We start from the raw sequence: 25,767 nt of genomic DNA on the forward strand, positions 1-25,767 counted from the left end.
AAACAGGCGGTGGCGGCGACAGGCTGCCATATCGGAGGAACAGAACGTCGCTACGGCGCCGTGGAAATGCCCCCGTGGCCTGCCGGCCGGCGCCGCCATCGGTTAAACTGCGGGCATGAAAAATTTTGAACTCCGGCGCGACCGCTATGAGGTTTTCCGCCAATTCGACAATCCCCTGCTCAATATCAGCCTGACGCTGGAACTGCCGGATTTCCGTCCGTTCTGCAAACAGCGTGCGCTGCCGCCGTTTCATTTCTTCCTGTATTGCGTGCTGTCCGCGATCGAGACGGTCGATAACTTCATGTACCGCGTGCATGAAGATCAGGTCATCAAGATCGACGATTTCATCGGCTCGTTCACGGTGATCAATGACGACAACAATCTCAATTTCGCGCGCTTTACCCGAAGCGCCGACCTGCGCGAATTCATCGCGCGCAGCGTACGCGCCGGCCAGGAAGCGAAGGCCAGCCGCGCCTTGATCAATACCAACGCGGACCTGACGCCGCGCCAGGCCAGGGACAATATTTATATCACCTGCATGCCATGGTTCGAGATGCGCGCGATCGAGCACCCGGTCTTCTGCCATCGCAGCTCCGATATTCCCTCGCTCGCCTGGGGCAAATTCAGCGCGCCGGCGGGGGACACGATGACGATGCCGTTTTCGGTGCAGGCGCATCACGGCTTTGTCGACGGCTATCACGTGCATGTGCTCACGCAGGCCATCGCGAGCCGGGTTGCGGCGGTGATGGCCGCCGACGCAGGGGTGTGAACGCTTGGGGTCACCAGGCTTGACGTGCGATCCCCATCTGCGCACGGGATACGTTAAGATATCAACTGCGTGTCGACGCGCCCCTAAACGCTTGTCGCACATGTGACGAGCGATTTCTGAGCGAGGTCCCGGATGGCCACTTTAGGACGCCTGCAGCATATCGAGCTTGCCGGGTTTCGGTCGATCAAGCAACTAAGCCTTGACCTTGCTCCGCTGAATATTTTGATCGGCGCCAATGGCGCTGGTAAATCCAATTTCGTCAGTTTCTTCACCTTGATGAACAGACTGGCGGAAAAAGGGTTGCAACTGCACGTGCGCGCACAGCTCAACGGCGCCGACCGTGCCCTGTATTTCGGGTGCAAGGTGACAGAACGGCTTGCCGTGGTTTTGCAGTTCCCCTTCCATCGGTATCGCGCCACGCTGGTGCCCACCAATGACGACACGCTGGTATTCGAGAGGGAAGCGCTGCTCTTTAGCGGTGGGGTAACCGGCGATGTCCATGAGGAAAAAAGCCAGGCGCTGGCGACGTCCGGCTCGGGCGAGTCGGGGCTGCCACGGGCCGGAACAGGTTCACCGGCCCAACACCTGGCGCGCTGCCTGCAAGACTGGAAGGTGTATCACTTTCATGACACTAGCGATACTGCCAGGATAAAGGGCACCTACAGCATTCATGCAACGGAACGGCTGATGCCCCGGGGCGAAAATCTGGCGGCATTTTTGTATCACATCAGGGATACCGGCAATTATCAGCGCATCGTGCGCGCGATCCGGCGGGTTGCGCCCTTCTTTCAGGATTTTGTTTTTTTGCCTGAAGCAAACGACCTGATTCGCTTGCGCTGGAAGCACAGCGGCAGCGACGATTACTTCGATGCCACCATGCTGTCGGATGGGACGTTACGATTCATTTGCATCGCAACGCTATTGCAGCAGCCCACGATGCCATCCATGATTCTTCTGGACGAGCCCGAACTTGGCTTGCATCCATTCGCGATGCAATTGCTTGCGGCAATGATGCGCTCCGCCAGCGAGACCACCCAGATTATTGCATCGACGCAATCGGTCACGCTGGCCAATCAGTTCGGCTGGCAGGACATGGTGGTCGTCGATCGGAACAGTCAAGGATCTCAGTTCCGTCGCCTGCAGGAACACGAGGTGGCGTGCTGGATGGAACAGTACAAGCTGGGCGATGTCTGGGAAATGAATGCGCTTGGCGGAACGCCCAATGAGGCGCCTGGGCATCAGCGTTGAAGGTGCCACCGAACGGGAATTCGTCAACCGTGTATTGCGTCCGCACTTTGACCAACATGGAATCATCGCGACGGGAATTGATTTGCGGGGGAACGTGAGCCTCGACAGGATTAAAGGCGTTCTCCCGGCTTTATTCGGATCCTTTGATTTCGTTGCCACTTTCTACGACTTCTACGGTTTTAAGGATCGCGGCCAACGCACCGTTACCCAGCTGGAAACGGCAATCGCCGGGCTGACCGGTGTTGACAGGCAAATGCGCTTTTTCCCGTATCTCCAGCAGTACGAGTTCGAGGCTCTGCTGTTTGCCGCTCCCGTGCAAGCGGTCGATTGGCTGGGCGGCACGGCGCGCGAGCTCGCTGCGATGCGGAAGGCCGTTGCCCAATGCGGCGCGCCGGAATTGGTGAATGACAACGCAGCAACGAGTCCATCGCATCGCATGAAAGCCCTGTTTCCCCGCTACGACAAGAAGCTGCATGGGCCGGAAATTATCGAGCTCGCCGGGCTATCCGCCATTCGCGCGCAGTGCCCCCGCTTCGACGACTGGATCACCTGCCTGGAACTGCTCGGAACGCGACCTTTTCCCCGAGCCATCAACGGCAATAGCGCCCAGGCCAAGCAGCGCGGACGATGCGTATGAAGTGTCCGGTCGCCCAGCAAAGGCGCATCGATCCGGGGGCCGATGAATTCGGCAGCACCGCGATTCGGGCAGGGCGCCGCACACCGAGAGGCCATCGGCAGCCGATGGCCTCTTGAACCGCCAGGCTGTTACAGCTTGGTGTTGCCGCGATACCAGTCAAAGCCGACCAGCCGCAGATCGGCGGTCTGCACCGAGCCCAGCGCGCCCGAACCGCTGCGGCTTTCGTCGATACTCTGGATGTTATCGATCGCCACGGTGTTATCGCGGTTATACACGGTGCTATGCAGGAGCACCGTGCCCTTGTTCCAGTCGACACTGGTCAGGGTTCCCTGCTCGATCCTGTAGTTGCTCGCACCATACGGCACATAGATCATCAGGTATTTGCCTTTCTGGATCTGCAGCAGCTGGCGCCGGATTTGCTCTTTCCAGCCATCGAAAGGCGGTTCGGCATGCAGGTTGGCGCTTTCGGTTTTACTCCATTCCTCGGCCGCCGATAGCATGCCGGCATATTTGGACCGGTCGATCGTGCGCAGCACTTCATCGGCAATGCGCACCTGTTCCGTGTAGGGCAGGTAGGGGGGAATATTGAACTCGTTGCGCCACTGCTCCGTGCGCACAATGTAATCGGCGTGCGTGCTGAACGTCGGCAGCGCCTCGCCCAGGCGGGTACGTTCCTGTTCGATCCAGTCCTCGGCTTCCTCGGCGATCTGCTCGTATTGATCGGTGCCGGTCTCGAACAGGGCGCGGTCCGCGATCTCCACCTTCAAATCGTAGGGAAAGTCATCCGGAATATTGAACTGCGCACACCACCTGGCCGACTGCGCCACGAAATCAGAAACCGACAGATCGAATGGATTAATATTCATGTACATGCTCTCCTGTTAGTGTAGTCAGTGTCATTTACCTGCTACTACCCTTGTTTGACGCCGAGCTGTCGTATCAGCTTCTTTCGTACTTGAAAACCTGCCGCACATCGATTTACATTCAAAACAAGCTTACTCTTGAATTAACAATAAAACAAAGGCAATTTAACAAGCGGCCGGGGCAGCGGTTACAATCGCGCAAACCTCCTGGAGTCCCTGATGAAATTGACCTGCAAGCTGTGCCGCCCGGCCCTGGCCCTGGCACTGGCCCTGCCGTCCGCGATGGCCACGGAAATAGCCTCGCCGGCCGGCGGCTGGAACCGCTCGGGACTGGTCGACAGGAGCGATCAGGCAACGGTGGCCTACCCCAATTCGCCGATCGACCGCGGCGCCCAGAGCAAACGCAGCATGATCAAGGGGCGCATCGCGGCGGCCGCCGGCAAGCGCGAGGCGCACCAGCTGGTGGTCAACGGCAATCCCCTGCGCCTGATGACGGACGAGCAGGGCCGCTACGCGCGCCCTTACCTGTTCGGCGCCGGGTCGAACAGCGTGGAAGTCAAATCGCCCCAGGGCAAGTCGCTCAGGCGCGTGCAGTTCTACGAAACCAGCTCGGGCCGGCCCCTGCCCGGCCTGCGCATCATCTGCGCCTGGGACGACACCGAAGCCGAGATCGACCTGCACATCGTCACGCCCGACGGCCAGCACGCCTACTTCGGCCACCCGATCCTGACCAACGGCGGCGGGCTGGACGTCGACAGCGTGGATGGCCCCGGCCCCGAGATGTACACCATGACCGCGCCCTTGCGCGGGAACTACCACGTGTACATCAATTATTGGGGCAAGCTGGGCGCGAACGGCTACCACTTCGACGAGAGCAAGCGCCAGATGCAGATGATCACCGCGCGCGTGACGCTGGTGTATAACGAAAACACTGCGCGCGAAAAACGCGAAGCGTTCGTGCTGCCGATCCGCAGCATCGGCGAACTGACGCTGGTCAAGTCGTTCACGTTCTGAACGCGCGGCGTGCCGCCGCGCCAGCGTTCAGAGCCTGATCTCGGTCCCGAGCAGCCTGAGAAATTGCGCCAGCCACTGCGGGTGCGCCGGCCATGCTGGCGCCGTGACGAAATTGCCGTCCGTGACCGCCTGGTCCACCTCGATCTGCGCATACTCGCCGCCGGCCATGCGCACTTCCGGCGAACATGCGGGATAGGCCGAAATGCGCTTGCCGCGAATTACATCCGCAGCCGCCAGCAACTGCGCCCCATGGCACACCGCCGCGATCGGCTTGTTCGCCTGCGCGAATTGCCTGACCAGCTCGATCACCCGCTCGTTCAGGCGCAGGTATTCCGGGGCGCGTCCGCCGGCGATCATCAAGGCATCGTAGTTGGCCGCGTCGGCTTCATCGAAGCTGGCGTTCAGCGCGAACAGATGGCCGGGTTTTTCGGTGTAGGTCTGGTCGCCCTCGAAATCGTGGATCGCGGTCTTGATCTTGTCGCCCGCTTTCTTGCCCGGGCAAACCGCGTGCACGGTGTGGCCGACCATCTGCAGCGCCTGGAACGGCACCATGGTCTCGTAATCTTCCGCAAAATCGCCCGTCAGAAACAAAATCTTCTTTCCAGCCATGCTTGTTCTCCTTGGTCAGTGGTAAGTGATGTCTTGCTTGCTGTTTGGTTAATATCCAGATAATACGCCGGATTCCGGATCCGGCGCGGATGGTCGCGCGGCCCCAAACAGCGGTATCGCCGCCGACATCGGCACAGCGGCGAGCTGCGTGGCGGGCACCCTCCCATCGAATGAAGTGCTACAGTAAAATACGATATTCTGTTCAAGAGAGAACCGCCATGACCCACCCAACTTCGTCGCCCACCAGCGGCACGCTCTCCCAAAGCGAACTGGCGGCCTTTGCCGACCGCGTCTGGGATGAAGAAATCGTTCCGGCCCTGGTCTCGTACATCGCCGTGCCGGCCAAAAGCCCCGCCTTCGATGCCCAGTGGGAAGCCAACGGCTATCTCGACCGGGTCGTGCGCGATGCCGAAGCGTGGATCAGGAGCAAAAAGATTCCAGGCCTGAAACTCGAAGTGCTGCGCGCGCCGAATCGCTCGCCCGTCATTTTCTTCGAGCTGCCGGCCACCAAGCCCGCTTCCAGCGACACCATCCTGATCTACGGCCACCTCGACAAGCAGCCCGAATTCGACGGCTGGCGCGGCGACCTGGGTCCGTGGACGCCCAAGTACGAAGACGGCAAGCTGTACGGACGCGGCGGCGCCGATGACGGCTACGCCGTGTATGCCTCGCTCACGGCGATCATGGCGCTGGACCGTCAGAACATTCCTCGCCCGCGCTGCGTGGGCCTGATCGAAACCTGCGAGGAAAGCGGCTCGTACGACTTGCCGCCTTACCTGGACATGCTGGGCGACCGCCTGGGCCAGGTATCGCTGGTGGTTTGCCTCGATTCGGGCGCGGGCAACTACGACCAGTTGTGGCTGACCACGTCGCTGCGCGGCATGGTATCGGGCACGCTCAAGGTGGAAGTGCTGACCGAGGGCATCCATTCGGGGGCCCATTCGGGTGTAGTGCCGTCGAGTTTCCGCATCCTGCGCCATCTGCTGGACCGGCTTGAAGACGCGAAGACCGGGCGCCTGCTGCCGGAAAGCTTCCATTGCGACATTCCGCACGTGCGCATCGAGGAAGCCAAAGCGACCGCCGCCATCCTCAAGGAAGAAGTGTACAAGCGCATGCCGTGGGCCTGCGGCGCCGATGGTGGCTCGGTGCTGCCCGTGACGACCGATCCGCTTGAAGCGATCTTGAACCGCACCTGGCGGCCGACCTTGTCGGTGGTGGGGGCGGAAGGCTTTCCGGAGTTCGCCAATGCCGGCAATGTGCTGCGCCCCTACTCCGCCTTCAAGCTGTCGCTGCGCATTCCGCCCCTGCTCGACGGCAATGCCGCCGCGCTGCAATTGAAAGCCTTGCTGGAAGATAACGCGCCCTACAATGCGCGCGTGTCGTTCGTGCCGGATGGTACGCCGGGATCGTATGGCGCCAGCGGCTGGAACACGCCGGAACTGAGCCCGTGGCTGTCCACCGCCGTGAACGCGGCCAGCGAAAGCCATTTCGGCACGCCGGTCGGCTATCTGGGCGAAGGCGGCACCATTCCACTGATGGGCTTGCTGCAGAAGAGTTTCCCGAAAGCCCAGATGATGGTGTGCGGCGTGTTGGGACCGAAGAGCAATGCGCACGGGCCGAACGAGTTCCTGCATGTGCCGTACGGAAAACGACTGACGGCGGCGGTGGCGCAGGTCATTGCGGCGCATCCGTAAATCGTCGCGGCGCGCCGGGCGATGTGCCGGCGCGTCGTTCTTCTGAAGGCATATCACGCACAATATCCCGTGCGTGAGCAAGCGCGATCCGGATTGGGAGGTGCATGCCTCCTTCTCGACCGGGTAGACATCAAACCCGCCGGCAGCTGGCTGGCGGTATCGAAGGCCGGCCGCCCCGGCCAGTGCATGGTGCATGACGCTGGCCGGGGCGACGCGGCTCGCCGGGGCAGTTAATGCATCGGCCCTGCCCCGCTCTCTTTCGATATGGTGCCGCGCCACGCGCCGGTTTCGCTGCCGCGCTTCTCCAGCATATCCTTGAAGCGCTGCAGGTTGGAGCGCGCCTGCATGCGAACGGCCCCGACCATGTCACCCATGGTTTCCACGGCATCTTGCGGTTCGTAGTACATCTCGAGCGTGACATTGGTGCGTCCGCCCGACAGCTCCTTGAACGTCACCGCGCCGCCATTCGGCGTGCCGGAGGTGCTGCGCCAGGCGATCTTTTTGTCCGGAATCTGCTCGGTGATTTCGGCATCCCACTCGATTACCTTGCCGAACACGTCCGCCTTCCAGTGCAGGCGCTTGTCGTCGAGCTGGCGCACTTCATGCACACTTTCCATAAACTGCGGAAATTGCTCGAACTGCGTGAACTGGTCGTAGACAGTGCGCACCGGAAGATCGACATCGATACTGACACGCGATTCACTGCCCTTTCCGCCAGACTTTTGCATTTGCTTGGCCAGCAACGTTCCACCGACCGCAACAGCCACCAACCCGAGAATACGGCTCAACATGGTTTTCCTCCTGATTGTCGATTGAGATGAGTCAGCGCAGCCGGAGCAGCGTGTTGCCATGCGTCCTCTTGCGGACGACGCTCGCTGCTGCGGCCTTGCGACGACCTTCCATGTTAATCCTGTCACTGGCGCGCATGAATAGGCGTTATCGCAGAACTGATGTAGGAATACGCCTGCCTCCACTGTTTCATTTTATGCAGCAAGGCACGCCGTCATAGGCGATGTCGGCGGTAATTTTTTCCGCGAGCAAGGGCATGTCCGGGCGAATCGCTTCGATCAGTTCGCTCAACGACGAGCCGCAGCCGAAAATGAGCACGTCGCCCGGGCTGCACATGCGCAAGGCAAAGCGGATCGCTTCGTGCGCGTCGAGCTTGCAATGGAGGCGGCCAGGTTGGGGCGACGCGCTCAGTGCGCCCTCAGAAATCAGGCGCGCCACGCCGTTCATCGACACTGGCATGGCACGTTCATCGAGCAGGCGTCGCTCTTCGCCCTCGCTGGCCAGCACCACGCTGCGCTGATGCAGGTACACGGCGCGGCCGCCATCGTCCAGGTGCTTGCGCAGCACCGGATGGCTGTCGTCGAGCGAAAAATACAGGATTTCCACCCCGCGAGCGATGCGGCTGGCATGTCCACGCACAGCGGGTCATGCGCGTTGAGCACCACCGCTCCAGGCCCAGATGGTCGGCCGTCACATTGAGCACCACGCTGATGTCGCAGCGGTCGAACGCCAGCCCGCGCTTGAGGATGCCGCCGCGCGCCGTTCCAGCACCGCCAGGTCGACATCGGGCGCGCTCAGGAGCGACAGCGCCGAATGGTAGCCCGTGCAATCGCCTTCCATGGTCAGCTCGCCGTTGATGTACACGCCTTCGGTCGTGGTCATGCCGGTGGTCAGGCCGGTCTTGCGGGCCGCGTGTTCGATCAGGCGCGTGGTGGTGGTCTTGCCGTTGGTGCCGGTGACGGCGATCAGGGGAATGCGGCCCTCGCCGCGCGCATGTTCGCGGCATGGGCAAATGCCGTGCGTACCTCCTCTTCATTGCAGCAGTGCGTGGTGACACCCTTGCCCTGGTTGGCGTCGAGCGGCTTGACGGTGACCGGGCCGTTGATTCGGCTGGCCACGCGCACGGCGTCGTCGGCACTGCGCACAGTGTCGCCTTCCGGCACCGGCAGGCCGGCCCGCTCCAGCAGCGTCTCATCCATGGCACAGCACCGCCTGCGGCATGGGCGCATTGCTGAACGCGCCGGCATCGTTGCGGCTCACGGCAATCAGTCCGACAGCAACGTCGTCGGGGAACAGGCCGACACCGCGGCGCAGCGCCTCGTCCAGTGCGGTACCGGCGGCGATCCAGTGGTACACCGTGCTGGCCAGCATGTGGCGCATGATGCGTTCGCCGATGCCGGTTGCCGCCACCGCACCGTGCGGGCCGGCGTAGAAGCCGCTGCCGATGATCGGGGTGTCGCCCACCCGTCCGAGCAGCGAGGGCGCCGAGCCGCCGGTGGAGCCGGCCACGGCGAAGTGGCCATCCTGGTCGCGCGCCACGGCGCCCACCGTGTCGCAACCGCTCTTGCCGACGAAGGCCGGCGAGCAGGCATAGTTCCAGAAGCGCGCAAAATCGTCGTTGTCGATGCCGGGCAGGGCCTGTCCGTCGCCGGCGAGCTGGTCGATCATTTTTTTGTGGGCACGCCGCGCCTTGTCGCCGACCTCGCGATACGGCGCGTGACCCATGGCACGTGCAAAGCGCTCGGCGCCCTCCCCGCTTAGCAGGCAATGCGGCGTGCGGGAGATGTCGCGTGCGACCAGCACCGGGTTTTTCACCGCGCGCAAGCCGGCCACGGCGCCGAGGCGGCCGCGCGTATCCATCACGCAGGCATCCATTTCGATGGTCGTGCCGTCAAGGCCAAGTGCGGCGCCCGTTCCGGCGTTGAAGCGGCTGTCGTTTTCCAGCGAGAGGACGGCGGCGATGGCGGCATCGAGCGCGTCGCCATCCTGGTCAAGTTGTTCGCGCGCGGCTTTGGCGGCCTGTGCGCAGCCGTCGTCGAGATCGCGTCCGGCACCCGCGCCACCGTGGACCACGATGGCACTGCCGGTGTTGATTGAGTTCATGGCTTCCTTTGTCACTTCATCATGTTCAGTTGTTGAACATTATGCAAATGCCAAACCGCCGAGCGTAGTGGACGATGACGCGTGCGCATGTAAGAGCTTTCCCACAGGTCATCGGGATCGCACGAGCGCAGGCGAATTGGCGGGGTATGAGCGCGGCTCAGGCAGGGTTCTCGCGGTCCGCGCCGATGCGCAGGCGGGTGTCGCTCAGGTACTCATGAGGGGGGATTTCAAGATTGGTGGGCGCCGGAACGTTATTGAACACGCGGCCGGCCAAGTCGAATCGGGAGCCGTGGCAGGGACAATAAAACCCGCCGTTCCAGTCGCTGCCCAGGTCCGCCGGCGCGACCTCGGGGCGGTACACGGGAACGCAACCGAGGTGGGTGCAGATGCCGGTCGCAACCAGGAACGCGGGGCGGATCGAGCGGGTCGGGTTCGCCGCATACGGCGGTTGCTGTGGCCGCTCGGAGCGGGGATCGGCCAGGCGCTCGTCGTTGCCGCGCAGCAGAGTGAGCATGGACACGGTCCGGTGCAGTATCCACACCGGCCGGCCGCGCCACTCGGTGGTCAACAAGGCGCCCGGCGCGATCTGGTTAATGTCGACCTCGACCGGCGCGCCCGCGGCCCTGGCCGCTTCGCTCGGGGCCAGGCTTTCGATGAAGGGAACTGCGGCGGCGGCCAGCACGGCGCCGCCGCTCACGCCTGTCGCCCTGAGCAGCCATTTTCGACGGTACAGGTTCGCTATAGGGTCCGGCATTGGCCTGCCTGTCGTGTTTGGAACGTTTGCGCGTGGATACGCCGGAGTCTGACTGCTTACATCCATGCAGCGAGTTGCTGCTTGAGCTTCTCGAACCAGCCCATGCCGGTCTTGCCGCCAGCGGTTTTCTTCTCAAGTTCGTCGATCTGCTGATACATGGGCTTGTAGTCCTCTTTATCGCCATAACCAAGCAGCTCGGCAATTTTCAACTGGTCGCGCGCGGCCGCGATGCTCTGGGCGAGCTTGTCGTTTTCTTCCTTGCTGCGCTTGGCTTTTTCGGCAAGCCCCTGGGCGGCCTTGATCTGCTCCTCCGCGCGCAGCTTGGGCAGCGGCACCACCTCGGTGGTGACCACCAGGGTGTGGAGCATGGTGCGCAGCGCCGTTTTTGCTTCCTCGATCTTGCCGGCATCGATCAGTGGCGTAATGGCCTTGATCGCGGCCGGATAGGTTTCGAGCGGGATGTTAAGCGTGCGGAACTCGACTTCGCTCGCGAGTCCCTGCATCAGTTGCCGCGCCTTTTGCACCTCGCCATCGCGCAAGCGGTCGCGCACCTCCTTCACGGCCGCCTTGACGGTGTCGTTCCTGGCCAGCAGGTCGTGCGTGACCACATCGGTGCGAATGGGCGCCAGGGCAAGTTTGGGACTGCGCGCCAGGAGCAGCTCCAGCGTGCCGGTGGCGGACGCGAGTGCGGCCAGCGCATCCCGGTTGCGTTTCTCGTCCAGCGCCTTCAGGGCTTTTTCAGTTTCGGCAATGGCGGACTGGGCTTCCGCCATCAGCTCGCGCTGCTTTTGCAGGGCCGCATCGGCGGTACGTTTGTCGACTTGCGGCTGCACGGACTGGTTGGCCTGGGACTGCGGTTCGGCCTTTGCCGACGGCGCCTGGTTCGCGGCATGGATATACAAAGGAATTAACAACCCGGCGACCAGCGTTGAGCCGCGCCGGGCAGTACGATTCTGCGAGTCCATTCTGTCCTCCTCTTTAGGGAAAGTGGGCGGATCGGTCGTTTCCGGTCCTGGCTAGATTAAGACAGCAGCGGCGCCCATCGGTTCCAGTCGCAGCATCGGAAAGGCGACGGCGCAGGATGCCTTCCTGACAAATGATTGCGTAGAACGGCGCAGCTTCGTACGACAACCGAAGGCATGGGGCGAACAATCCGGGCAAATTCCCCGAGCGAGGTCGCCCCGCGAGCAGGGGCATTACGATCCCATGGAAATTAACGAAGGATAACGACTGGCGTCTCGGACTCAAAGCCAGCAGGGATCGATGCGGCATCGGCTTGACGCACACCGATCTCGTCACTGAAGGTAACGTGAGCAGCGGTGTGCGCGCGCTCGTGTCGGCACAGTTAAGGCCGCCGATGACTCCGGCAAGCGTGCGGACTATGGATGAGATGCCAGCTTGAGATCTTGTGCGAAGTGATAAAAACCTTGCGTGGCATGCATTTTTAAGAGCCATTCAATCGGCAAGGCCGTCTCGCCGAAATAGGCTCCGGCTAGTTGCCCGAACACCGCGCCCACTGTATCGGAATCGTCGGCCAGGTTGACTGCGGCGAGAACTCCGTCGCGGAAGGTGTCATGGTGGTGGAATGCCCAAAGCGCAGCTTCCAACGTGTGCGCAACATATCCGCTGGATGAAATCTCGTTTCTTGACTTGATTTTATAGGAACCTAAGGCTACCGCCTCGATGCTGGCTGTTAATGGATGGGCCTCCCAATAACCTTTAACGGGTGAATACAGACCAGTCAGCAAGCGTTCTTTGCTGACACCGTGCAAGGCACCATGAATCAAGGCGCCGAAATAGCGGCAGGCATCAATGGTCTCGATGGCTTTATGCGTTGTCTGACTGCTCAATCCTGAGTAATGGACTGCATTTTCGAAGGAATCGAAATAGTAAACCGGCACCGGCGCCAGCCGCATCAGGGAGCCGTTGCCGGCCGACTGGGCGGCGTCGCTGCCCGCGTAGACTTCTCCTGTTTGCAAAAAACGCTCGAGCGCGGCCCTGGTCGCATTTCCAATATCGAAGCAATTACCGGTCGGGCTGTACGCGCCATAGCGATACCAATGACAATAGCATTGCATCTGGTGCGCCGGATCGAATCCACGGCAGGTAATCAGACTATAAGCCAGGCAGCATGCCATGCTCGTATCATCTGTCCAATACCCAGGCGCCAGCTTGAATGGACCTCCGCCTTCTATTCCGCTGACAGTTTTCACATCGCGCTGGGAAAACTCGAGCGGCACACCTAGCGTGTCCCCTAAGGCCAAGCCTAGCAGCGCGCCACGGCAACGATCGGCCTGATCGCTCGAGTCTGCGCCAGCCGCCGCAAAGTATTCGAGAAATTGTGTGCGAGTAAAATTCTCATCTCCATGGATATCGCGATAGCTTAAGTAACCCGCCAGCCATGGCGCCTTCACTTGAGCGCCTTCGCAAAATTTATCCTGTAACGGGGAAAACCCCATGTCCGACGGGTATTTCTGCTGACGGGCCAGGTGGGCTTCTACTTCTCTTACCAATCTGGCCGATCTTTCCTCCTCTTCCGGCGATTTTAGTAGAGTGCTTTTGTTCATTTCAGTATCTCTTCAAGAATGATGGTTGTATTTATCCCAGGGACGGCATCGATTACTTTGGTTATCGCAAATTTTGTGCCTGGTTTAAACAGCACCTCGGCCTCGCTTGCATATTGCGAGAGGGAATTTACCAAGATGCCTGATTTCCCCTGTATACAGTGAGCTACAGCCGGTCCCCTCCGATACCATCTTCACGGTCCCGTGATCGTTTAGCGCCGAGAACGCAGCGCCGGCCAGCAGTGCCTTGTATGCTGGCGGCAATGAGGCGACCGCTTTGTCGAACAACTCCGCAGCACGATGCAATTTATTTTCTTGGCTCATCATGTCTTTCCTCCTCGGCACCGACAGGATGCGGGACGCCGGGAAATTCCGTCGTTCGTCCAACAATGCGACAGAACCCTCAAGGGTGCTGCTTGACGCGGTGCGTAGGCGCCGCCTGCTTGCCTTAGGGCTTGCTCAAATTGACCGTATCGAGGTTGAACTGATAGATGCCGTAGGCGTTCGCGGGCACATAAATGTCTTTGCCGAGTACGCTGACCTGACCGCCCCAGTTGGCGGTCGGGAAAAATGCCTGGGCGAACGGGGCCGCGGTACTCACGTCATACAGCAGGAAACCATAGCCGGCCTGTACCAGCACCTTGCCCGGACCGGCATGATGCAGCATCGGGTAGAAGGGCACATCGAGCGTGGCTTTACGGGTCAGCGACTGGCTGCCCACCTCGATGACCGCCAGCGCGTTCTTGCCGGTCCCATTCTCGGCAAGGGCCAGCACCAGGTTCTTGCCCTCGATGCTTAGGTCGCGCGCGTACTGCCCTCCCAGCGCCTGGGATGCTTGCAGATATGCCAGATTGTCACGCACGATCAGCATATTGACCGAGTTTGTCACGGTCTTGTCTCCCCAGGACTCGTCCACTGTATACATGACGTCGCCAACGACGGCCATCACCCGACCCGGCACGTTGATGGCACTGCCCAGTTTTGGGGCGCTGGCGTTCGATACGTCGAGCGCCTTGACGTAGTATTTCGCCTGCGCCTGGCCGCTGCTCGTCACTGCCTCGGCTTGCTTGTAATTGACCCACACCGTGTTGCCGCTCTTGACCAGCCCGACGGCCTGTTCATTTTCGGCCATGGCGATTTTTGGCAGCAGCACAGGTTGCGCAGGCTTGCTCAAGTCGAGCACGTGCAGCGTGTAGCTGGAGGAATAATATCCGTAAGGCAGCGAACTCATGGCCAGAGCGGCAGCAGGCTTCGGTCCACGCAACAGGATCGGTGTTACCTGGGTGGCAAATACCAGGGCATTGCCCACCACGGTGGCATCGAGCGTGCCGTACCAGCCACCGCACGGCCCGATCATGGGGCAGATGGTTTTACCCATCATCGGATAGATGTTGGTCTGCGCCAGCTCTGTGGTGGTGAGCGAACCGAGCCGCACCGGCTTGGCGGCATCGGCCAGGTCGTAGGTGGTGATGGTGGTGTTCACGGTGCCATCGTTTCCGCCGGCGCTGGACACGACGACCAGCTTCTCGGCCACGTTGTAGAGCTTGGCGTTGCTCGGTACCGTGATGCTGGACAAGGGCGCGGCGCCATCCGGATTGGCCAGCGGTACCAGTTCCACCTGATCGGTGCGGGCCGCAGTGCTTGACCACCACTGATTGTCGTTGACGTGATAACGCACGTCGACATTCTTGAACAGCACGAACTGACCATAGTTCGGCGCCAGGGGCAGGCGGCCCTTGACTTGCGGCGACTCGGCATTGACGATGCTGAACAGGGACAGCTCGCTGTCGGACAGGTTGGCCGCCAGGTTATTGGCCGTATCGCCCATGAAACTGCGCCGCACTTCCGTGTCCTGTTTCATGATGCCGCGCCGGGTGACGGTGCTGGCGGAGAAGGTGAAGATCTGTACGCCGGCGCTGTTTTCCCGGGTGTTGGCATTGAAGCCGGTAAAGGGCAGCAGAATCAGACCGGTTTCGCGCGTCTTGCCGTCGGGAGCGATGGCGTTCGCGGCGTTTTCCAGCACGGTGAATGCGCGGTCATCCCAGTTGGCCTGGGACCAGCTGTTGGCCAGATCGACTTCGGCGCGCATCAGCAGCGGCTTGGTGTTCTTCAGGTCGGTCACGTCGTACAGGCTGATGGCCAGGCTGCGCCGGTCATTCTCGTCGTTGTGGCCCACCCCGATCAAGCGCGTCTGGTTTTGCACCGGCACGAAGAAATCGTTCCAGCCAGAGACGATAAACTCGCTCTCTTCCTTCATGGTACCGTCAGGCGTGATCGAAAACGCGTGGAACGGGTCTTTGCGCAAATAGGTCACGAAGAACGCCTTGTCGGCGAAGAAGGAGGTGCCGAACAACTGCTGGCCGGCGCCGAAGGTGTCGTGGTCGATGGGCTTCGGACGCCCGATGTCGGCCATATTGAAGGTTTCGACATGATTCACATTGGCGCCGGAGGACCACCAGTTGCCGGACACGACGCGCAGCACGTCGCCGTGCATGTGCATATTGGTCTTCTTCTGCACCATGCCGCTGACGCCCACATCGGCGCCCTGGACCATCACGCCATCCGGGCTGGAGATATCGATCAGCGCCACCCGCGAGCCGCTCTGGCGACCCAGGTCGTCGGCCGCGCGCGCCACCATCAGGCGATCGCCCGAGGCTTGGACCGCCTGCACATTGCCGCCCAGCTGCAGGGTCGATTTGCTGATCAGCTGACCCTGTTCGTTGATGCTGTAGCTCAGGACGTGCGTCTTGCTCACTCCCGGGTAATACAAGGATGGCGTAGCAGGCACGACATCCATCGGCATCACCGAGGCGGTGTAGTCGCTGGCAGTGACGTACAAGGCATTCTTGCCGGCGCCGCTGGTCAGGCGCGAGGTGTCAATGTTGCCAGGCACGCGCTCCGTGGCCAGAATTTTCGGGGCCGACAGATCGGCAATATCGACCGTGATCACGGCGCCGCCGCTGAACTGATCGAGCGATTCGGCCCCCCCCGTGGCGATGCGCTTGTACTCGGTCCAGTTATTGAGCAAGATGTACACGCGGTTGCCCATCCGGTACATTTCCACCGGCTCGCCATTGATGGCGGCACGGCCCACAACGCGCGGACTCGCGGTGTTGCTGATATCGATGATCTGCAGGCCGCGGAAGCGGTTCAGGCTAAGAATGGATTTGCCGTTCTCCAGCATGCGGAAAATGTCGCCCTCCTGCACGGTGCGGGTGGGCGCAGCGGCGACGGGCGGGACAGCGGAGTCGGCGACGGTCAGCTTGAGCGTGCCGTCCAGGCCGAGGGTGGACTGGTTGGCGCCGCTGTCGGCCGAAACGAAACTGGTGCGCCCGCTCAACACTGCGGGAGGAGGCGGGACCGGTTCCGGCGTTGGCTGGGGAGCGCTGGTGCCGCCGCACGCGCTCAAGAACAGCGCGAGGCAGAGTGTCAGTCCGGCAGACAGGTGCTTACTAGATAGTCGTTGCATGGCATTGTCCTGTTGGGTATTGGGAGAAAATAAATACTGGCAGGACATTATGGCGAATAAATACAATCAATCTGTCGTGGAATTGTGCAGGTTCTGTCGCGTTGTTGAACGAACGACGGACTTTCCTTGTGACCCTCTGCTCAACAGCGCGCCGCCTGCCTGGATTTGCGGAGATCTTCACCTTGAAAATTTCGGCGCCTACAAGGGTGACAATCGCCTGTCTTACTTCGACCAGAATGACTTTGGCGAAGCGGTGTTGGCGCCAGCGAGTTGGGAGTTGAGCCGCTTTTTGGTCAGCGTTCTGGTGGCGGTGGACACGCTGAAGGTGCGGCCTGCCGAAGCCATCGCCCTTTCTCACTGCTTCCTCGACGCCTACGCGGCAAACCTCACCGAAGGCAAGGCGCGCTGGGTGGAACGCCTCACTGCCGATGGCATGGTTCGTGAATTGCTGCGCGACCTGCGCATGCGGGAGCGTCCCGCGTTTCTCGACCGCCGTACTGACATACTAAGGGTAAGCGTAGGCTGCGCCTGGACGGCATTACGGCGCTGCCGGTCGACGAGGCGCAACGCGAGAAGGTGAAGGACTTCATGGCCGCTTATGCGGAGACGCAGCCTGTGCCCGACTTCTTCAGTGTGGTGGATGTGGCACGCCGCATCGCCGGTACGGGTAGCCTGGGATTGGAGCGCTATGTGATTCTGGTTCGCGGGCGCGGTGCACTCGACAGCAACTTTCTGCTTGATCTGAAGCTGACACCTGGTTCAGCCTTGGCGCCGTATGTGCCGACAGCTCAACCGACTGTCCGTGATCGGCAGGCGACCAAGCAGGGGAAAGACGTTCACTTCCATGCGGTGCAACATGTTTTCAGCCGTCTGGGGTTGCCAGGATTCGACGAACGTGTGGTGCCATTCACGTGCAACGCGTTCGAAAGTATTGCCGGCGACGTGGGACGCGCTGGCGGCCGCGACATCGCGTTCGCGACCAGGATCGGTACCAGCGGCCAAGAGCGCACGAGCGGCAGTGCGCTTCGCGCGCGCGTCGGCGAGTGATATCTCGGGGTAGCTGCCAAAGCTCAACCGGTTTTCTTTGCCATCAAGCTGCCGGTACTTCATACGCCATAGCTTGGAGCCGCTGGGCATGACTTCAAGGTATAGCCCACCCCCGTCGAACAGCTTCAGTGACTTCTCCCCCGGCTTGGCGTTTCGGATAGCCAGGTCAGTCAAAGGGGCAATTCGCTTAGCCATGATCGTGGGGTCATGAAATTTTGGGGGCATGGGCTTTTGGGGGCACGAAATCTGCCCCAAACATGCCCCCAAGTGGAGAAGACATAGATGGGCAAAGCTGGACCTTGAAAACAAAAAAACCCGGCGCCTCAGGATAGAGACTACGGGTTTTTTGACAGTCCGGGAGCAACCTGGACAGAATTTTGGCGGAGATGGTGAGATTCGAACTCACGATACAGGTTACCCCATATGCGTCCTTAGCAGGGACGTGCCTTCGGCCACTCGGCCACATCTCCATTCTGGCCTACACGATATTGCTAAGCCAGAAGATGAGGATCATACCGGATTCCAGCGGCGCCGAACAGGGCCGCGGCACCCTTCCCACCGAAAAATTCACGCTTCGCCGAGGCGTGCCGGGAAGAAAAAACAAAAAACCCGCAGTCTCATGACGAGCGCTGCGGGTTCTTGTCAGTCCAGGAGCAACCTGAACAGGATTCTGGCGGAGATGGTGAGATTCGAACTCACGATACAGGTTACCCCATATGCGTCCTTAGCAGGGACGTGCCTTCGGCCACTCGGCCACATCTCCATTCTGCCCGGTAGGTTTCACCAGATCAGAAGACCAAGATCATACCGGCTGGGCGTGGATTTTGCAATGATGCGCATCCACTTTTTGGAAATATTATGCTTTTTCCAAATCGAACGCCTTGTGCAGCGCGCGCACCGCCAGTTCCATGTACTTTTCATCGATCAGCACCGAGATCTTGATCTCCGAGGTCGAGATCATCAGGATGTTGATGCCCTCTTCCGACAGGGTGCGGAACATCTGCGAGGCCACGCCCACGTGGCTGCGCATGCCCACCCCGACGACCGACACTTTCGACACCTTGGCGTCGCCCGAAATGCTGGCCGCGCCGATATCGTTCTTGACGCCTTCGAGCACACCCATCGCCTTCGCATACTCGCCGCGCGTCACCGTGAACGTGAAGTCGGTCTTGCCTTCCACCGACTGGTTCTGGATGATCATGTCGACTTCGATATTGGCATCGGCCACCGGCCCCAGGATGTGGTACGCCACGCCCGGCTTGTCCGGCACGCCCAGGATGGTGATTTTGGCCTCATCGCGGTTGAATGCGATGCCGGAGATGACGGCTTGTTCCATATTTGTATCTTCCTCAAACGAAATCAGGGTGCCCGAGTTGGCTTCTTCTTCGAGCGGCATCAGGGGATCGGTCAGCGACGACAACACGCGGGTGGGAACACGGTAATTGCCGGCGAATTCTACGGAGCGGCTCTGCAGCACTTTCGAGCCCAGCGAGGCCAGCTCCAGCATTTCTTCAAACGTAATGGTTTTCAGGCGGCGCGCCTCGGACACCACGCGCGGGTCGGTCGTGTAGACGCCGTCGACGTCGGTGTAGATCAGGCATTCCTGGGCCTTCATCGCCGCCGCGATCGCCACCGCCGACGTATCCGAACCGCCGCGGCCGAGCGTGGCGATGTTGCCGTTCGCATCGACACCCTGGAAACCGGTGATGATGACGATCTTGCCGGCATCGAGATCGGCCTTGACCTTGACGTCGTCGATCGACTCGATGCGCGCCTTGGTAAAGGCCGAGTCGGTCTTGATCGCCACTTGCCAGCCCGCATACGAAACAGCCGGCTTGCCGATCGCCAGCAAGGCCATCGCCAGCAAGCCAACGGAAACCTGTTCACCGGTGGAGGCAATCATGTCCAATTCGCGCGGATCAGGCTGGTCCATCAGTTGTTTTGCCAGGCCGATCAGGCGATTGGTTTCGCCGGACATTGCCGAAGGCACAACAATAATCTGGTGCCCCGCGTCATGCCACTTGGCGACGCGTGCCGCAACGTTCTTGATGCGGTCGGTCGAGCCCATCGACGTTCCGCCATATTTGTGGACGATTAAAGCCATAAGAGTGAAGTTTCCGCTCGGTTAAATGAAAAAGGAGGGCTTTACTCTACATGCTGCGATGCAAAAAAACAAGGCAGTCGGTGGACAAACCTATACGTTATTGCTATATCGAAATTACGTTTCCGGGTAGTCGTCAGGCCGGATGCGCTTCCCAGCGCAGGCTGATCAGGGGGCCGGGAGCAGCCCCGAAGTGATGGCAATCCATGCCGATGCCGGCCGCGAACAGCAAGTCCTTGCCGCTGGTGACAACCGGCAAGCGCTCGCGCTCCCATGCCGGCACGTTGCAGGCCTGGTAGTGATACTTGAGCGGACGCGTGGGCCGGTTGGCGGCCGGCTTCAGGCGCTCGCCGCCCTTGCGGAAGTCGATCTGCAAGGCTTGCGCGCGCAGCCAGGCGGCATCGAAGCCCTGCTCCGCCGCGTCGAAATGCAGCACGCCGCCGTAAGCCGGGAATGCCATGCTCGCTGCGCCGGTCCAGGTGAAGCGCTCGCCTTCCTTCACAAAAATGCCTTCATCGTCCGGATCGCGCTGGCCGGCCAGGTCGGCCAGCCTGGGCGTGATGTACAAGCGGTCGCGGTGGCGCCGGATGTGGCAGTCGGGATGGGTCACCAGCAGCTGCGCGTCGTGGCGCGCTTCGACCAGCTGGGTCACCATTTCGGTCAGCCAGGCGGTCGACGGCATGCGCAGCGCGCGCAGGCCGAACCAGTAGCGCAGCATGTTGTAGGCGCGGTCCAGGCTCATCGTGCGCAGCTTGGCGACGTCGATGCAATCCTCGATCAGGCAGCCGGCCAGGTCTTGCACGGCCAGTTCGGTCAACAGGCGCTGGGCCGACTGCGCGTGCGCGGCGCTGCGCGCAAAGCGTTCCTGGTAGCCGGGAAAGGCCGTGGCCAGGGCCGGCATCACCTGGTGGCGCAGGGCATTGCGCGCATAGCGCGGGTGGGTGTTCGATTCGTCCTCGACGTAGGCCACCTCGTACGCGGCCACGTACGCTTCGAGCTGCTGGCGCGACACCGGCAGCAAGGGACGCGCCATCACCAGATCCGGGTTGCCCAGCAGTTCGGGCGCGGCGTTGGCCGCATCCATGCCGGACAAGCCGGCCGTGCCGGAGCCGCGCAGCAGTTGCAGCAGCACGGTTTCGGCCTGGTCATCGAGATGGTGGGCGGTCAGCATCAGGCGCACGCCGTGCTCGAGGCACAGGGCGCCCAGGGCGGCGTAGCGCAGCTTGCGGGCCGCCGCTTCGACACCGGATCTGGTTTTTTCCAGCACCACGCGGCGCGCCGCGAAGCGCACGCCGAGACCGGCGCAGGTCGCTTCGCAATGCGCCAGCCAGGCATCGGCGTTGGGGCTGATGCCATGGTGAACGTGGAAGGCAAACAGGGGAATGTCGTTGGCGCACGCGTACTGCGCCGCCAGGTGCAGCAGGGCCGAGGAATCGAGCCCGCCGCTGTAGGCGATGGCCACCGACGGCGCGATGGCCCCGCCTTGTGCACGCAACGCGTCAAGCGCTTGCGCAAACTGCGCTGCAAGCGCTGCGTTGGTGGTCTGGTTCACTCTTCGGCCGGCGTCGTTTCTTTGAATTTGCCGTAGCTCATCAACTTGTTGTGACGGGCTTCGATCAGATCCTTGGTCTTCATGCCGTGGAACTGGCGCAGGGTGTCGGCCAGCGCGCGCTTGAGCATGACAGCCATGCCCTTCGGATCGCGGTGGGCGCCGCCGAGCGGTTCGTTGATGATCTTGTCGATCAGGCCCATCGCCTTCAGGCGGTGCGCGGTCAGGCCCAGCGCATCGGCCGCGTCGGACGCGCGCTCGGACGTCTTCCAGAGGATCGATGCGCAGCCTTCCGGCGAGATCACCGAGTAGGTGGCGTATTGCAGCATCAGCACGGCATCGCCCACGGCAATCGCCAGCGCGCCGCCGGAGCCGCCTTCGCCGATGATGGTGGCGATCAGCGGCACCTTGAGTTCGGCCATCACGTACAGATTGTGGCCGATGGCTTCGGACTGGCCGCGCTCTTCGGCATCGATGCCGGGGAACGCGCCCGGGGTGTCGACGAAGGTGAAGATCGGCAAGCCGAATTTTTCGGCCAGCTTCATCAGGCGCATGGCCTTGCGGTAGCCTTCGGGCTTCGGCATGCCGAAGTTGCGCATTGCGCGTTCCTTGGTGTCGCGGCCCTTCTGGTGGCCGATGACCATGCAGGCCTGCCCGTTGAAGCGCGCCAGGCCGCCGACGATCGACAGGTCGTCCGCGTAGGTGCGGTCGCCGTGCAGTTCGTGGAAGTCGGTAAAGATTTCGTTCACGTAGTCCATGGTGTACGGACGTTGCTGATGGCGCGCAATCTGCGACACCTGCCATGGCGTGAGCTTGGCGTAGATATCTTTGGTCAGTTGCTGGCTCTTCTTGGCCAGACGGTCGATTTCTTCGGAGATGTCGACAGCCGAATCGTCCTGGACGAAGCGCAGCTCTTCAATTTTGGCATCAAGCTCTGCAATTGGCTGCTCAAAACTGAGGAAAGTTTGTTTAATCATGATACCTCCGGGTAAATTCTGGCCGCAGCATACCCCACCGCACGGCCACGTCAGGCGCTATTCTACCGGAACCGGATCGAGGCTACGCCACAAATACCACGTAGCGACCGTTCTCCACGGCTCCCAATTGGCCGATACCTCGCGCGCATCGCTGCGCGATACCGGTTCGCCGGAAAAGTAGTTCTGGCTGATACCTTGAATCAGGCCAGGGTCGTCCAGCGGCAAGACATTGGGACGCAGCAGATTGAAGATCAGAAACATTTCCGCTGTCCAGCGTCCGATGCCGCGAATCTGCACCAGCTCGGCGATGACGGCTTCGTCATCCATTTCGGCCCACTGGTTCGCGTGCACGCGCTTGGCCTTGAAGTGGTCGGCCAGGTCGAGGATGTACTCGGTCTTGCGCTTGGACAGCCCGCAGGCCGACAATTGCTCGGCGCCGGCCTTGATCACCTGTGCCGGCGTGATCCTGGGACAGGCGGTGAGCAGCTTGTTCCATGCCGCATCGGCCGCCTTGGTGGTGACCTGCTGGCCCACCACCGAGCGCGCCAGGGTCGTAAACGGGTCGCCATGGCCGACCAGATGCAGGTCGCCGAACTGCGGGATCAGCTTTTTCATGATGCGGTCGCGCTTCATGAGTTCGATCTTGGCTTGTTCCCAGTACTCAGGCACCTCCAGCGGCGGCGGAGCGGTCCCCGCCGTTTCCTTGGTTGGCGCCATCATGCGCGGCGCCAGTTGGTCGTGCCGTCCGGCTTGTCCTCGAGGACGATGCCGGCCGCCAGCAACTCGGCGCGTATGGTGTCGGACTCGGCGAAGTTGCGTGCCTTTTTCGCTTCGCTGCGCCTGGTGATGGCCGCCACGATCGCCGCTTCGTCCAGGCCGCCCTCCTCGCCGCCAGCCTGCAGGAATGCCTGCGGCGCGCGTTCGAGCAGGCCCAGCACGGCAGCGAGCGCCTTGAACTGGCGCGCATGGGCGACCGACTTGCTTTTGTTGAGCTCGGTGACGAGGTCGAACAGCACGGCGATCGCGATCGGCGTGTTGAAGTCGTCGTCCATCGCTTCGCGGAAACGGATTGCGTGCGCTTCGTTCCAGTCGACTTCCAGCGCACCGGCGCCGGCAGTATCCACACCCAGGTCGATACCGGCCAGCGCCGTGTACAGGCGTGTCAATGCAGCCTTGGCGTCGTCGAGATTGGCGGCGCCATAGTTCAGCGGACTGCGGTAATGCCCGCGCAAGATAAAGAAGCGGATCACTTCGGCGTCGTACAGCTTGAGCACGTCGCGGATCGTGAAGAAATTGTTCAGCGACTTAGACATCTTTTCGGCGACCTTGGTCTGTTCGTCGACCACGCGCACGAAGCCGTTGTGCACCCAGTAGTTGGCCATCGGATGGCCGAACGCGCCTTCGGACTGGGCGATCTCGTTCTCGTGGTGCGGGAACTGCAGGTCGGCGCCGCCGCCGTGGATATCGAAATGCTCGCCCAGGGTCGCGCACGACATGGCCGAGCATTCGATATGCCAGCCCGGACGGCCGCTGCCCCAGGTCGATTCCCATTTGACTTCGTCGGGTTCGGATTCCTTGGATGCCTTCCACAGCACGAAGTCGAGCGGATCGCGTTTGCCGGTATTGACGTCAACCCGTTCGCCCGCGCGCAGGTCGTCGAGCGACTTGCCGGAAAGCTTTCCGTAGCCGGGAAAATTGCGCACCGCATAGTTCACGTCGCCATCGTCCGACTTGTAGGCCAGGCCCTTCTGTTCGAGCTGGGCGATGATCGACAGCATCTGCGGCACGTAGGCGGTCGCATGCGGCACCACGTCGGGCGGCAGGATGCCGAGCGCGGTGGTGTCTTCGTCCATGTACTTTTCGAAGCGCGAGGTCAGCGAGAAAATCGACTCGCCGTTCTCGACGGCGCGCCTGATGATCTTGTCTTCGATATCGGTAATGTTGCGCACGTACGTGACCTGGTAGCCCGATACCTTGAGCCAGCGATAGATGACGTCGAACGCCATCATCATGCGCGCATGGCCGATATGGCAGTAGTCGTAGATCGTCATCCCGCACACGTACATGCCGGCTTTGCCGGGCTCGATCGGGGTGAATACCTGCTTTTCACGCGCAAGCGTGTTGTAGATCTTTAATTGGCTCATCGGATTCTTACTCGTTACAGCGCGCGCCGCGCTCGGGCAAAACGACAACCGGGCGCGATCGCCGCGGTGGGCGCGCGCCGGTCAGGCGTGGTTTGCATCGAGATCGTCGGAGCCCTCTGTCTTGTTCTTCTTTGATAGAATGGGACGTTCTGTACAAAGTATAGCATTGTTAAAATCCCGGCTGGCCGCATATGGATCAGGTTTATTTTTGCGGTAAAGGCTTGACAGCCTCGCCTCCATATAACAACAAGCACCTCACGTCAAGGATTCTAAATGCAAGATTCGTTATTGTTCCGCATGCCACTGGTTGCCCGGTTTCTCACCCTGTTCTGCGGCCTGACCCTCAGCACCGCCGTCCTCGCCAGCGATACGCCGCAAGTCTCGCTCAAGACCAACATGGGCGAAATCGTCCTTGAACTGGACCAGGAAAAAGCGCCGAAAACGGTCGCCAATTTCCTGCAGTACGTTAAAAGCGGCCATTACAAGGGATTGATTTTCCACCGCGTCATCAACGACTTCATGATCCAGGGCGGCGGCATGGATGAAAAGATGATCCCGCGCCGCACCAACAAACCGGTCCAGAACGAAGCCAAGAATGGCTTGCTGAACGTGCCCTACTCGGTCGCCATGGCGCGCACCCAGGACCCGAATTCGGCCACCTCGCAGTTTTTCATCAACGTCGCCGAAAACACCAATCTCGACTATCCGGGCCGCGACGGCTTCGGCTACACCGTCTTCGGCAAGGTCATTTCCGGCCAGGAAGTGGTCGACAAGATCAAGGGCGTGATGGTCGACGACGTGCGCGGCAACCAGAACGTGCCTGTGATGCCTATCATCATCAAGTCGGCAACCATCGTGAAGCAGTAAAATAGCGGGCGCCTTTCGTAGCAAACTGAAAGCACCCTCACAACAACTCAACCAACAGGACACCAACATGGCCGTACTCATCACCACCAACATGGGCAACATCACCGTCGAACTCGACGCCGAAAAAGCACCGAAATCGGTTGCCAACTTCCTCGACTACGTGGCCAAGGGCCACTACGACAACACGATTTTCCACCGCGTCATCGGCGACTTCATGGTCCAGGGCGGCGGTTTCGAGCCAGGCATGAAGCAAAAGCCAGCCGAGCAGACCGTGGAAAACGAAGGCAAGAACGGCCTCAAGAACGAAATGTACACCCTGGCCATGGCCCGCACCTCGGCGCCGCACTCGGCATCGGCCCAGTTCTTCATCAACGTCAAGAACAACAGCTTCCTCGACTATCCAGGCCAGGACGGCTGGGGCTACGCCGTGTTCGGCAAGGTCAGCGAAGGCACCGACGTGGTCGACAAGATCCGCAAGGTCAAGACCGCCAACAGCGGCATGTTCGCCGATGTGCCGGTCGAGCCGGTGATCATCGAAAAAATCACCGTCATCTGAGCATGATGCGCGG

The 25,767-nt window shown here is 61.1% G+C and carries 25 protein-coding genes, 2 tRNA genes and 2 pseudogenes; 9 read left to right on the forward strand and 20 right to left on the reverse strand.

Annotated features, from left to right (window positions below; genetic code table 11):
* Nucleotides 1-115: 115 nt before the first annotated feature.
* The 3 genes from RBA41_RS07190 (at nt 116) to RBA41_RS07200 (ending at nt 2,654) form a co-directional block, all read left to right on the forward strand.
* Nucleotides 116-769: a CatA-like O-acetyltransferase gene (locus tag RBA41_RS07190; protein ID WP_306622486.1), complete on the forward strand. Its 654-nt coding sequence runs from the start codon at nt 116-118 to the stop codon at nt 767-769.
* A 132-nt stretch (nt 770-901) separates the two neighbouring features.
* Nucleotides 902-2,017, forward strand: a complete 1,116-nt coding sequence (locus tag RBA41_RS07195) for an AAA family ATPase (protein ID WP_306622487.1) — start codon at nt 902-904, stop codon at nt 2,015-2,017.
* Nucleotides 1,992-2,654 carry a DUF4276 family protein gene (locus RBA41_RS07200; RefSeq protein ID WP_306622489.1) on the forward strand — a complete coding sequence of 221 codons (663 nt, stop codon included), beginning with the start codon at nt 1,992-1,994 and terminating at the stop codon, nt 2,652-2,654. The genes RBA41_RS07195 and RBA41_RS07200 overlap by 26 nt, the downstream gene beginning before the upstream one ends.
* 128 nt (nt 2,655-2,782) lie before the next feature.
* Here the strand turns inward: RBA41_RS07200 and RBA41_RS07205 are convergent, their stop codons facing one another.
* Nucleotides 2,783-3,520 carry a hypothetical protein gene (locus RBA41_RS07205; protein WP_306622491.1) on the reverse strand — a complete coding sequence of 246 codons (738 nt, stop codon included), beginning with the start codon at nt 3,518-3,520 and terminating at the stop codon, nt 2,783-2,785.
* Between the two features lie 216 nt (nt 3,521-3,736).
* Between RBA41_RS07205 and RBA41_RS07210 the strand changes: the two genes are divergently transcribed.
* Nucleotides 3,737-4,531 carry a YfaP family protein gene (locus RBA41_RS07210; RefSeq protein WP_306622493.1) on the forward strand — a complete coding sequence of 265 codons (795 nt, stop codon included), beginning with the start codon at nt 3,737-3,739 and terminating at the stop codon, nt 4,529-4,531.
* A 27-nt stretch (nt 4,532-4,558) separates the two neighbouring features.
* Here RBA41_RS07210 and RBA41_RS07215 read toward each other — a convergent pair whose 3' ends face one another.
* Nucleotides 4,559-5,140 (reverse strand): DJ-1/PfpI family protein, encoded by a 582-nt coding sequence (locus RBA41_RS07215; protein ID WP_306622495.1) that lies wholly within the window; start codon nt 5,138-5,140, stop codon nt 4,559-4,561.
* A gap of 218 nt (nt 5,141-5,358) precedes the next feature.
* Here RBA41_RS07215 and RBA41_RS07220 point away from each other — a divergent pair, with 218 nt between their 5' ends.
* A complete protein-coding gene (locus RBA41_RS07220) occupies nt 5,359-6,834 on the forward strand; it encodes a M20 family metallopeptidase (RefSeq protein WP_306622497.1) in 1,476 nt (491 codons plus the stop codon).
* A gap of 230 nt (nt 6,835-7,064) precedes the next feature.
* On the opposite strand, the gene RBA41_RS07225 is transcribed toward RBA41_RS07220, so the two are convergent.
* From RBA41_RS07225 to RBA41_RS07265, 10 genes and pseudogenes are all read right to left on the reverse strand, one after another.
* The gene (locus RBA41_RS07225) at nt 7,065-7,625 is read right to left on the reverse strand and encodes an SRPBCC family protein (RefSeq protein ID WP_099880168.1); all 561 of its coding nucleotides are present in this window, start codon (nt 7,623-7,625) and stop codon (nt 7,065-7,067) included.
* A gap of 187 nt (nt 7,626-7,812) precedes the next feature.
* Nucleotides 7,813-8,262 (reverse strand): DeoR/GlpR family DNA-binding transcription regulator, encoded by a 450-nt coding sequence (locus tag RBA41_RS07230; protein ID WP_306622501.1) that lies wholly within the window; start codon nt 8,260-8,262, stop codon nt 7,813-7,815.
* Between the two features lie 31 nt (nt 8,263-8,293).
* Nucleotides 8,294-8,607: pseudogene (locus tag RBA41_RS07235) on the reverse strand (Mur ligase family protein); the annotation flags it as partial.
* A complete protein-coding gene (locus tag RBA41_RS07240; protein ID WP_445352068.1) occupies nt 8,589-8,870 on the reverse strand; it encodes an ATP-binding protein in 282 nt (93 codons plus the stop codon). The pseudogene RBA41_RS07235 and the gene RBA41_RS07240, both read right to left, overlap by 19 nt.
* Nucleotides 8,815-9,726, reverse strand: coding sequence for an isoaspartyl peptidase/L-asparaginase (locus RBA41_RS07245; protein ID WP_306622504.1), 912 nt, complete (start codon nt 9,724-9,726; stop codon nt 8,815-8,817). The genes RBA41_RS07240 and RBA41_RS07245 overlap by 56 nt, the downstream gene beginning before the upstream one ends.
* Nucleotides 9,727-9,883: 157 nt before the next feature.
* Nucleotides 9,884-10,480 (reverse strand): ubiquinol-cytochrome c reductase iron-sulfur subunit, encoded by a 597-nt coding sequence (petA, locus tag RBA41_RS07250; RefSeq protein WP_306622506.1) that lies wholly within the window; start codon nt 10,478-10,480, stop codon nt 9,884-9,886.
* A gap of 56 nt (nt 10,481-10,536) precedes the next feature.
* Nucleotides 10,537-11,445, reverse strand: coding sequence for a YfdX family protein (locus RBA41_RS07255; protein ID WP_306622508.1), 909 nt, complete (start codon nt 11,443-11,445; stop codon nt 10,537-10,539).
* 414 nt (nt 11,446-11,859) lie between these two features.
* Nucleotides 11,860-13,047, reverse strand: a complete 1,188-nt coding sequence (locus tag RBA41_RS07260) for an ADP-ribosylglycohydrolase family protein (RefSeq protein WP_306622510.1) — start codon at nt 13,045-13,047, stop codon at nt 11,860-11,862.
* On the reverse strand, nt 13,044-13,202 hold the full coding sequence (locus RBA41_RS33440) for an ADP-ribosyltransferase (RefSeq protein ID WP_374709502.1): 159 nt from the start codon (nt 13,200-13,202) through the stop codon (nt 13,044-13,046). The genes RBA41_RS07260 and RBA41_RS33440 overlap by 4 nt, the downstream gene beginning before the upstream one ends.
* A gap of 290 nt (nt 13,203-13,492) precedes the next feature.
* Nucleotides 13,493-16,513 (reverse strand): beta-propeller domain-containing protein, encoded by a 3,021-nt coding sequence (locus RBA41_RS07265; RefSeq protein WP_306622513.1) that lies wholly within the window; start codon nt 16,511-16,513, stop codon nt 13,493-13,495.
* Here RBA41_RS07265 and RBA41_RS07270 point away from each other — a divergent pair.
* Both RBA41_RS07270 and RBA41_RS33445 read left to right on the forward strand, forming a co-directional pair.
* On the forward strand, nt 16,512-17,093 hold the full coding sequence (locus RBA41_RS07270) for a DUF2252 family protein (protein WP_306622515.1): 582 nt from the start codon (nt 16,512-16,514) through the stop codon (nt 17,091-17,093). The two genes, RBA41_RS07265 and RBA41_RS07270, sit on opposite strands and share 2 nt — an antisense overlap.
* Nucleotides 17,060-17,260 (forward strand): annotated as a pseudogene (locus tag RBA41_RS33445) (DUF2252 family protein); the annotation flags it as partial. The gene RBA41_RS07270 and the pseudogene RBA41_RS33445, both read left to right, overlap by 34 nt.
* Before the next feature lie 12 nt (nt 17,261-17,272).
* Here RBA41_RS33445 and RBA41_RS33450 read toward each other — a convergent pair.
* From RBA41_RS33450 to cysS, 8 genes are all read right to left on the reverse strand, one after another.
* Nucleotides 17,273-17,785, reverse strand: a complete 513-nt coding sequence (locus RBA41_RS33450; protein ID WP_374709500.1) for a tyrosine-type recombinase/integrase — start codon at nt 17,783-17,785, stop codon at nt 17,273-17,275.
* Nucleotides 17,786-17,938: 153 nt separating this feature from the next.
* Nucleotides 17,939-18,030, reverse strand: a tRNA-Ser gene (locus tag RBA41_RS07280).
* 201 nt (nt 18,031-18,231) lie between these two features.
* Nucleotides 18,232-18,323, reverse strand: a tRNA-Ser gene (locus tag RBA41_RS07285).
* A gap of 93 nt (nt 18,324-18,416) precedes the next feature.
* Entirely contained in the window at nt 18,417-19,664 is a 1,248-nt protein-coding gene (locus RBA41_RS07290) for an aspartate kinase (RefSeq protein WP_306622517.1), read from the reverse strand.
* Between the two features lie 133 nt (nt 19,665-19,797).
* On the reverse strand, nt 19,798-21,213 hold the full coding sequence (gene tilS / locus RBA41_RS07295) for a tRNA lysidine(34) synthetase TilS (RefSeq protein WP_306622519.1): 1,416 nt from the start codon (nt 21,211-21,213) through the stop codon (nt 19,798-19,800).
* On the reverse strand, nt 21,210-22,187 hold the full coding sequence (locus tag RBA41_RS07300) for an acetyl-CoA carboxylase carboxyltransferase subunit alpha (RefSeq protein ID WP_306622521.1): 978 nt from the start codon (nt 22,185-22,187) through the stop codon (nt 21,210-21,212). Before RBA41_RS07300 ends, tilS begins: the two co-directional genes overlap by 4 nt.
* Nucleotides 22,188-22,244: 57 nt before the next feature.
* On the reverse strand, nt 22,245-22,904 hold the full coding sequence (locus RBA41_RS07305) for a DNA-3-methyladenine glycosylase family protein (RefSeq protein WP_306622755.1): 660 nt from the start codon (nt 22,902-22,904) through the stop codon (nt 22,245-22,247).
* Nucleotides 22,904-24,331 carry a cysteine--tRNA ligase gene (cysS, locus tag RBA41_RS07310; protein ID WP_306622523.1) on the reverse strand — a complete coding sequence of 476 codons (1,428 nt, stop codon included), beginning with the start codon at nt 24,329-24,331 and terminating at the stop codon, nt 22,904-22,906. Before cysS ends, RBA41_RS07305 begins: the two co-directional genes overlap by 1 nt.
* Nucleotides 24,332-24,604: 273 nt before the next feature.
* Here cysS and RBA41_RS07315 point away from each other — a divergent pair, with 273 nt between their 5' ends.
* Nucleotides 24,605-25,198: a peptidylprolyl isomerase gene (locus RBA41_RS07315; RefSeq protein WP_306622525.1), complete on the forward strand. Its 594-nt coding sequence runs from the start codon at nt 24,605-24,607 to the stop codon at nt 25,196-25,198.
* A 67-nt stretch (nt 25,199-25,265) separates the two neighbouring features.
* Nucleotides 25,266-25,754 carry a peptidylprolyl isomerase gene (locus RBA41_RS07320; RefSeq protein ID WP_099880195.1) on the forward strand — a complete coding sequence of 163 codons (489 nt, stop codon included), beginning with the start codon at nt 25,266-25,268 and terminating at the stop codon, nt 25,752-25,754.
* Nucleotides 25,755-25,767 lie beyond the last annotated feature (13 nt).

The sequence above is a fragment of the Massilia scottii genome (assembly GCF_030846495.1).
In the GTDB taxonomy this organism is placed as follows: Bacteria; Pseudomonadota; Gammaproteobacteria; order Burkholderiales; family Burkholderiaceae_D; genus Telluria_A; species Telluria_A violaceinigra.

Excerpts from the sequence above, each read along its gene's own strand:
- RBA41_RS07190 (WP_306622486.1), top strand. The coding sequence starts at position 116 with ATGAAAAATTTTGAACTCCGGCGCGACCGCTATGAGGTTTTCCGCCAA.
- RBA41_RS07195 (WP_306622487.1), top strand. The coding sequence starts at position 902 with ATGGCCACTTTAGGACGCCTGCAGCATATCGAGCTTGCCGGGTTTCGG.
- RBA41_RS07200 (WP_306622489.1), top strand. The coding sequence starts at position 1,992 with ATGAGGCGCCTGGGCATCAGCGTTGAAGGTGCCACCGAACGGGAATTC.
- RBA41_RS07205 (WP_306622491.1), bottom strand. The coding sequence starts at position 3,520 with ATGAATATTAATCCATTCGATCTGTCGGTTTCTGATTTCGTGGCGCAG.
- RBA41_RS07210 (WP_306622493.1), top strand. The coding sequence starts at position 3,737 with ATGAAATTGACCTGCAAGCTGTGCCGCCCGGCCCTGGCCCTGGCACTG.
- RBA41_RS07215 (WP_306622495.1), bottom strand. The coding sequence starts at position 5,140 with ATGGCTGGAAAGAAGATTTTGTTTCTGACGGGCGATTTTGCGGAAGAT.
- RBA41_RS07220 (WP_306622497.1), top strand. The coding sequence starts at position 5,359 with ATGACCCACCCAACTTCGTCGCCCACCAGCGGCACGCTCTCCCAAAGC.
- RBA41_RS07225 (WP_099880168.1), bottom strand. The coding sequence starts at position 7,625 with ATGTTGAGCCGTATTCTCGGGTTGGTGGCTGTTGCGGTCGGTGGAACG.
- RBA41_RS07240 (WP_445352068.1), bottom strand. The coding sequence starts at position 8,870 with ATGCCGGCGCGTTCAGCAATGCGCCCATGCCGCAGGCGGTGCTGTGCC.
- RBA41_RS07245 (WP_306622504.1), bottom strand. The coding sequence starts at position 9,726 with ATGAACTCAATCAACACCGGCAGTGCCATCGTGGTCCACGGTGGCGCG.
- petA (WP_306622506.1), bottom strand. The coding sequence starts at position 10,480 with ATGCCGGACCCTATAGCGAACCTGTACCGTCGAAAATGGCTGCTCAGG.
- RBA41_RS07255 (WP_306622508.1), bottom strand. The coding sequence starts at position 11,445 with ATGGACTCGCAGAATCGTACTGCCCGGCGCGGCTCAACGCTGGTCGCC.
- RBA41_RS07260 (WP_306622510.1), bottom strand. The coding sequence starts at position 13,047 with ATGAACAAAAGCACTCTACTAAAATCGCCGGAAGAGGAGGAAAGATCG.
- RBA41_RS07270 (WP_306622515.1), top strand. The coding sequence starts at position 16,512 with ATGGCATTGTCCTGTTGGGTATTGGGAGAAAATAAATACTGGCAGGAC.
- RBA41_RS07265 (WP_306622513.1), bottom strand. The coding sequence starts at position 16,513 with ATGCAACGACTATCTAGTAAGCACCTGTCTGCCGGACTGACACTCTGC.
- RBA41_RS33450 (WP_374709500.1), bottom strand. The coding sequence starts at position 17,785 with ATGCCCCCAAAATTTCATGACCCCACGATCATGGCTAAGCGAATTGCC.
- RBA41_RS07290 (WP_306622517.1), bottom strand. The coding sequence starts at position 19,664 with ATGGCTTTAATCGTCCACAAATATGGCGGAACGTCGATGGGCTCGACC.
- RBA41_RS07300 (WP_306622521.1), bottom strand. The coding sequence starts at position 22,187 with ATGATTAAACAAACTTTCCTCAGTTTTGAGCAGCCAATTGCAGAGCTT.
- RBA41_RS07305 (WP_306622755.1), bottom strand. The coding sequence starts at position 22,904 with ATGGCGCCAACCAAGGAAACGGCGGGGACCGCTCCGCCGCCGCTGGAG.
- cysS (WP_306622523.1), bottom strand. The coding sequence starts at position 24,331 with ATGAGCCAATTAAAGATCTACAACACGCTTGCGCGTGAAAAGCAGGTA.
- RBA41_RS07315 (WP_306622525.1), top strand. The coding sequence starts at position 24,605 with ATGCAAGATTCGTTATTGTTCCGCATGCCACTGGTTGCCCGGTTTCTC.
- RBA41_RS07320 (WP_099880195.1), top strand. The coding sequence starts at position 25,266 with ATGGCCGTACTCATCACCACCAACATGGGCAACATCACCGTCGAACTC.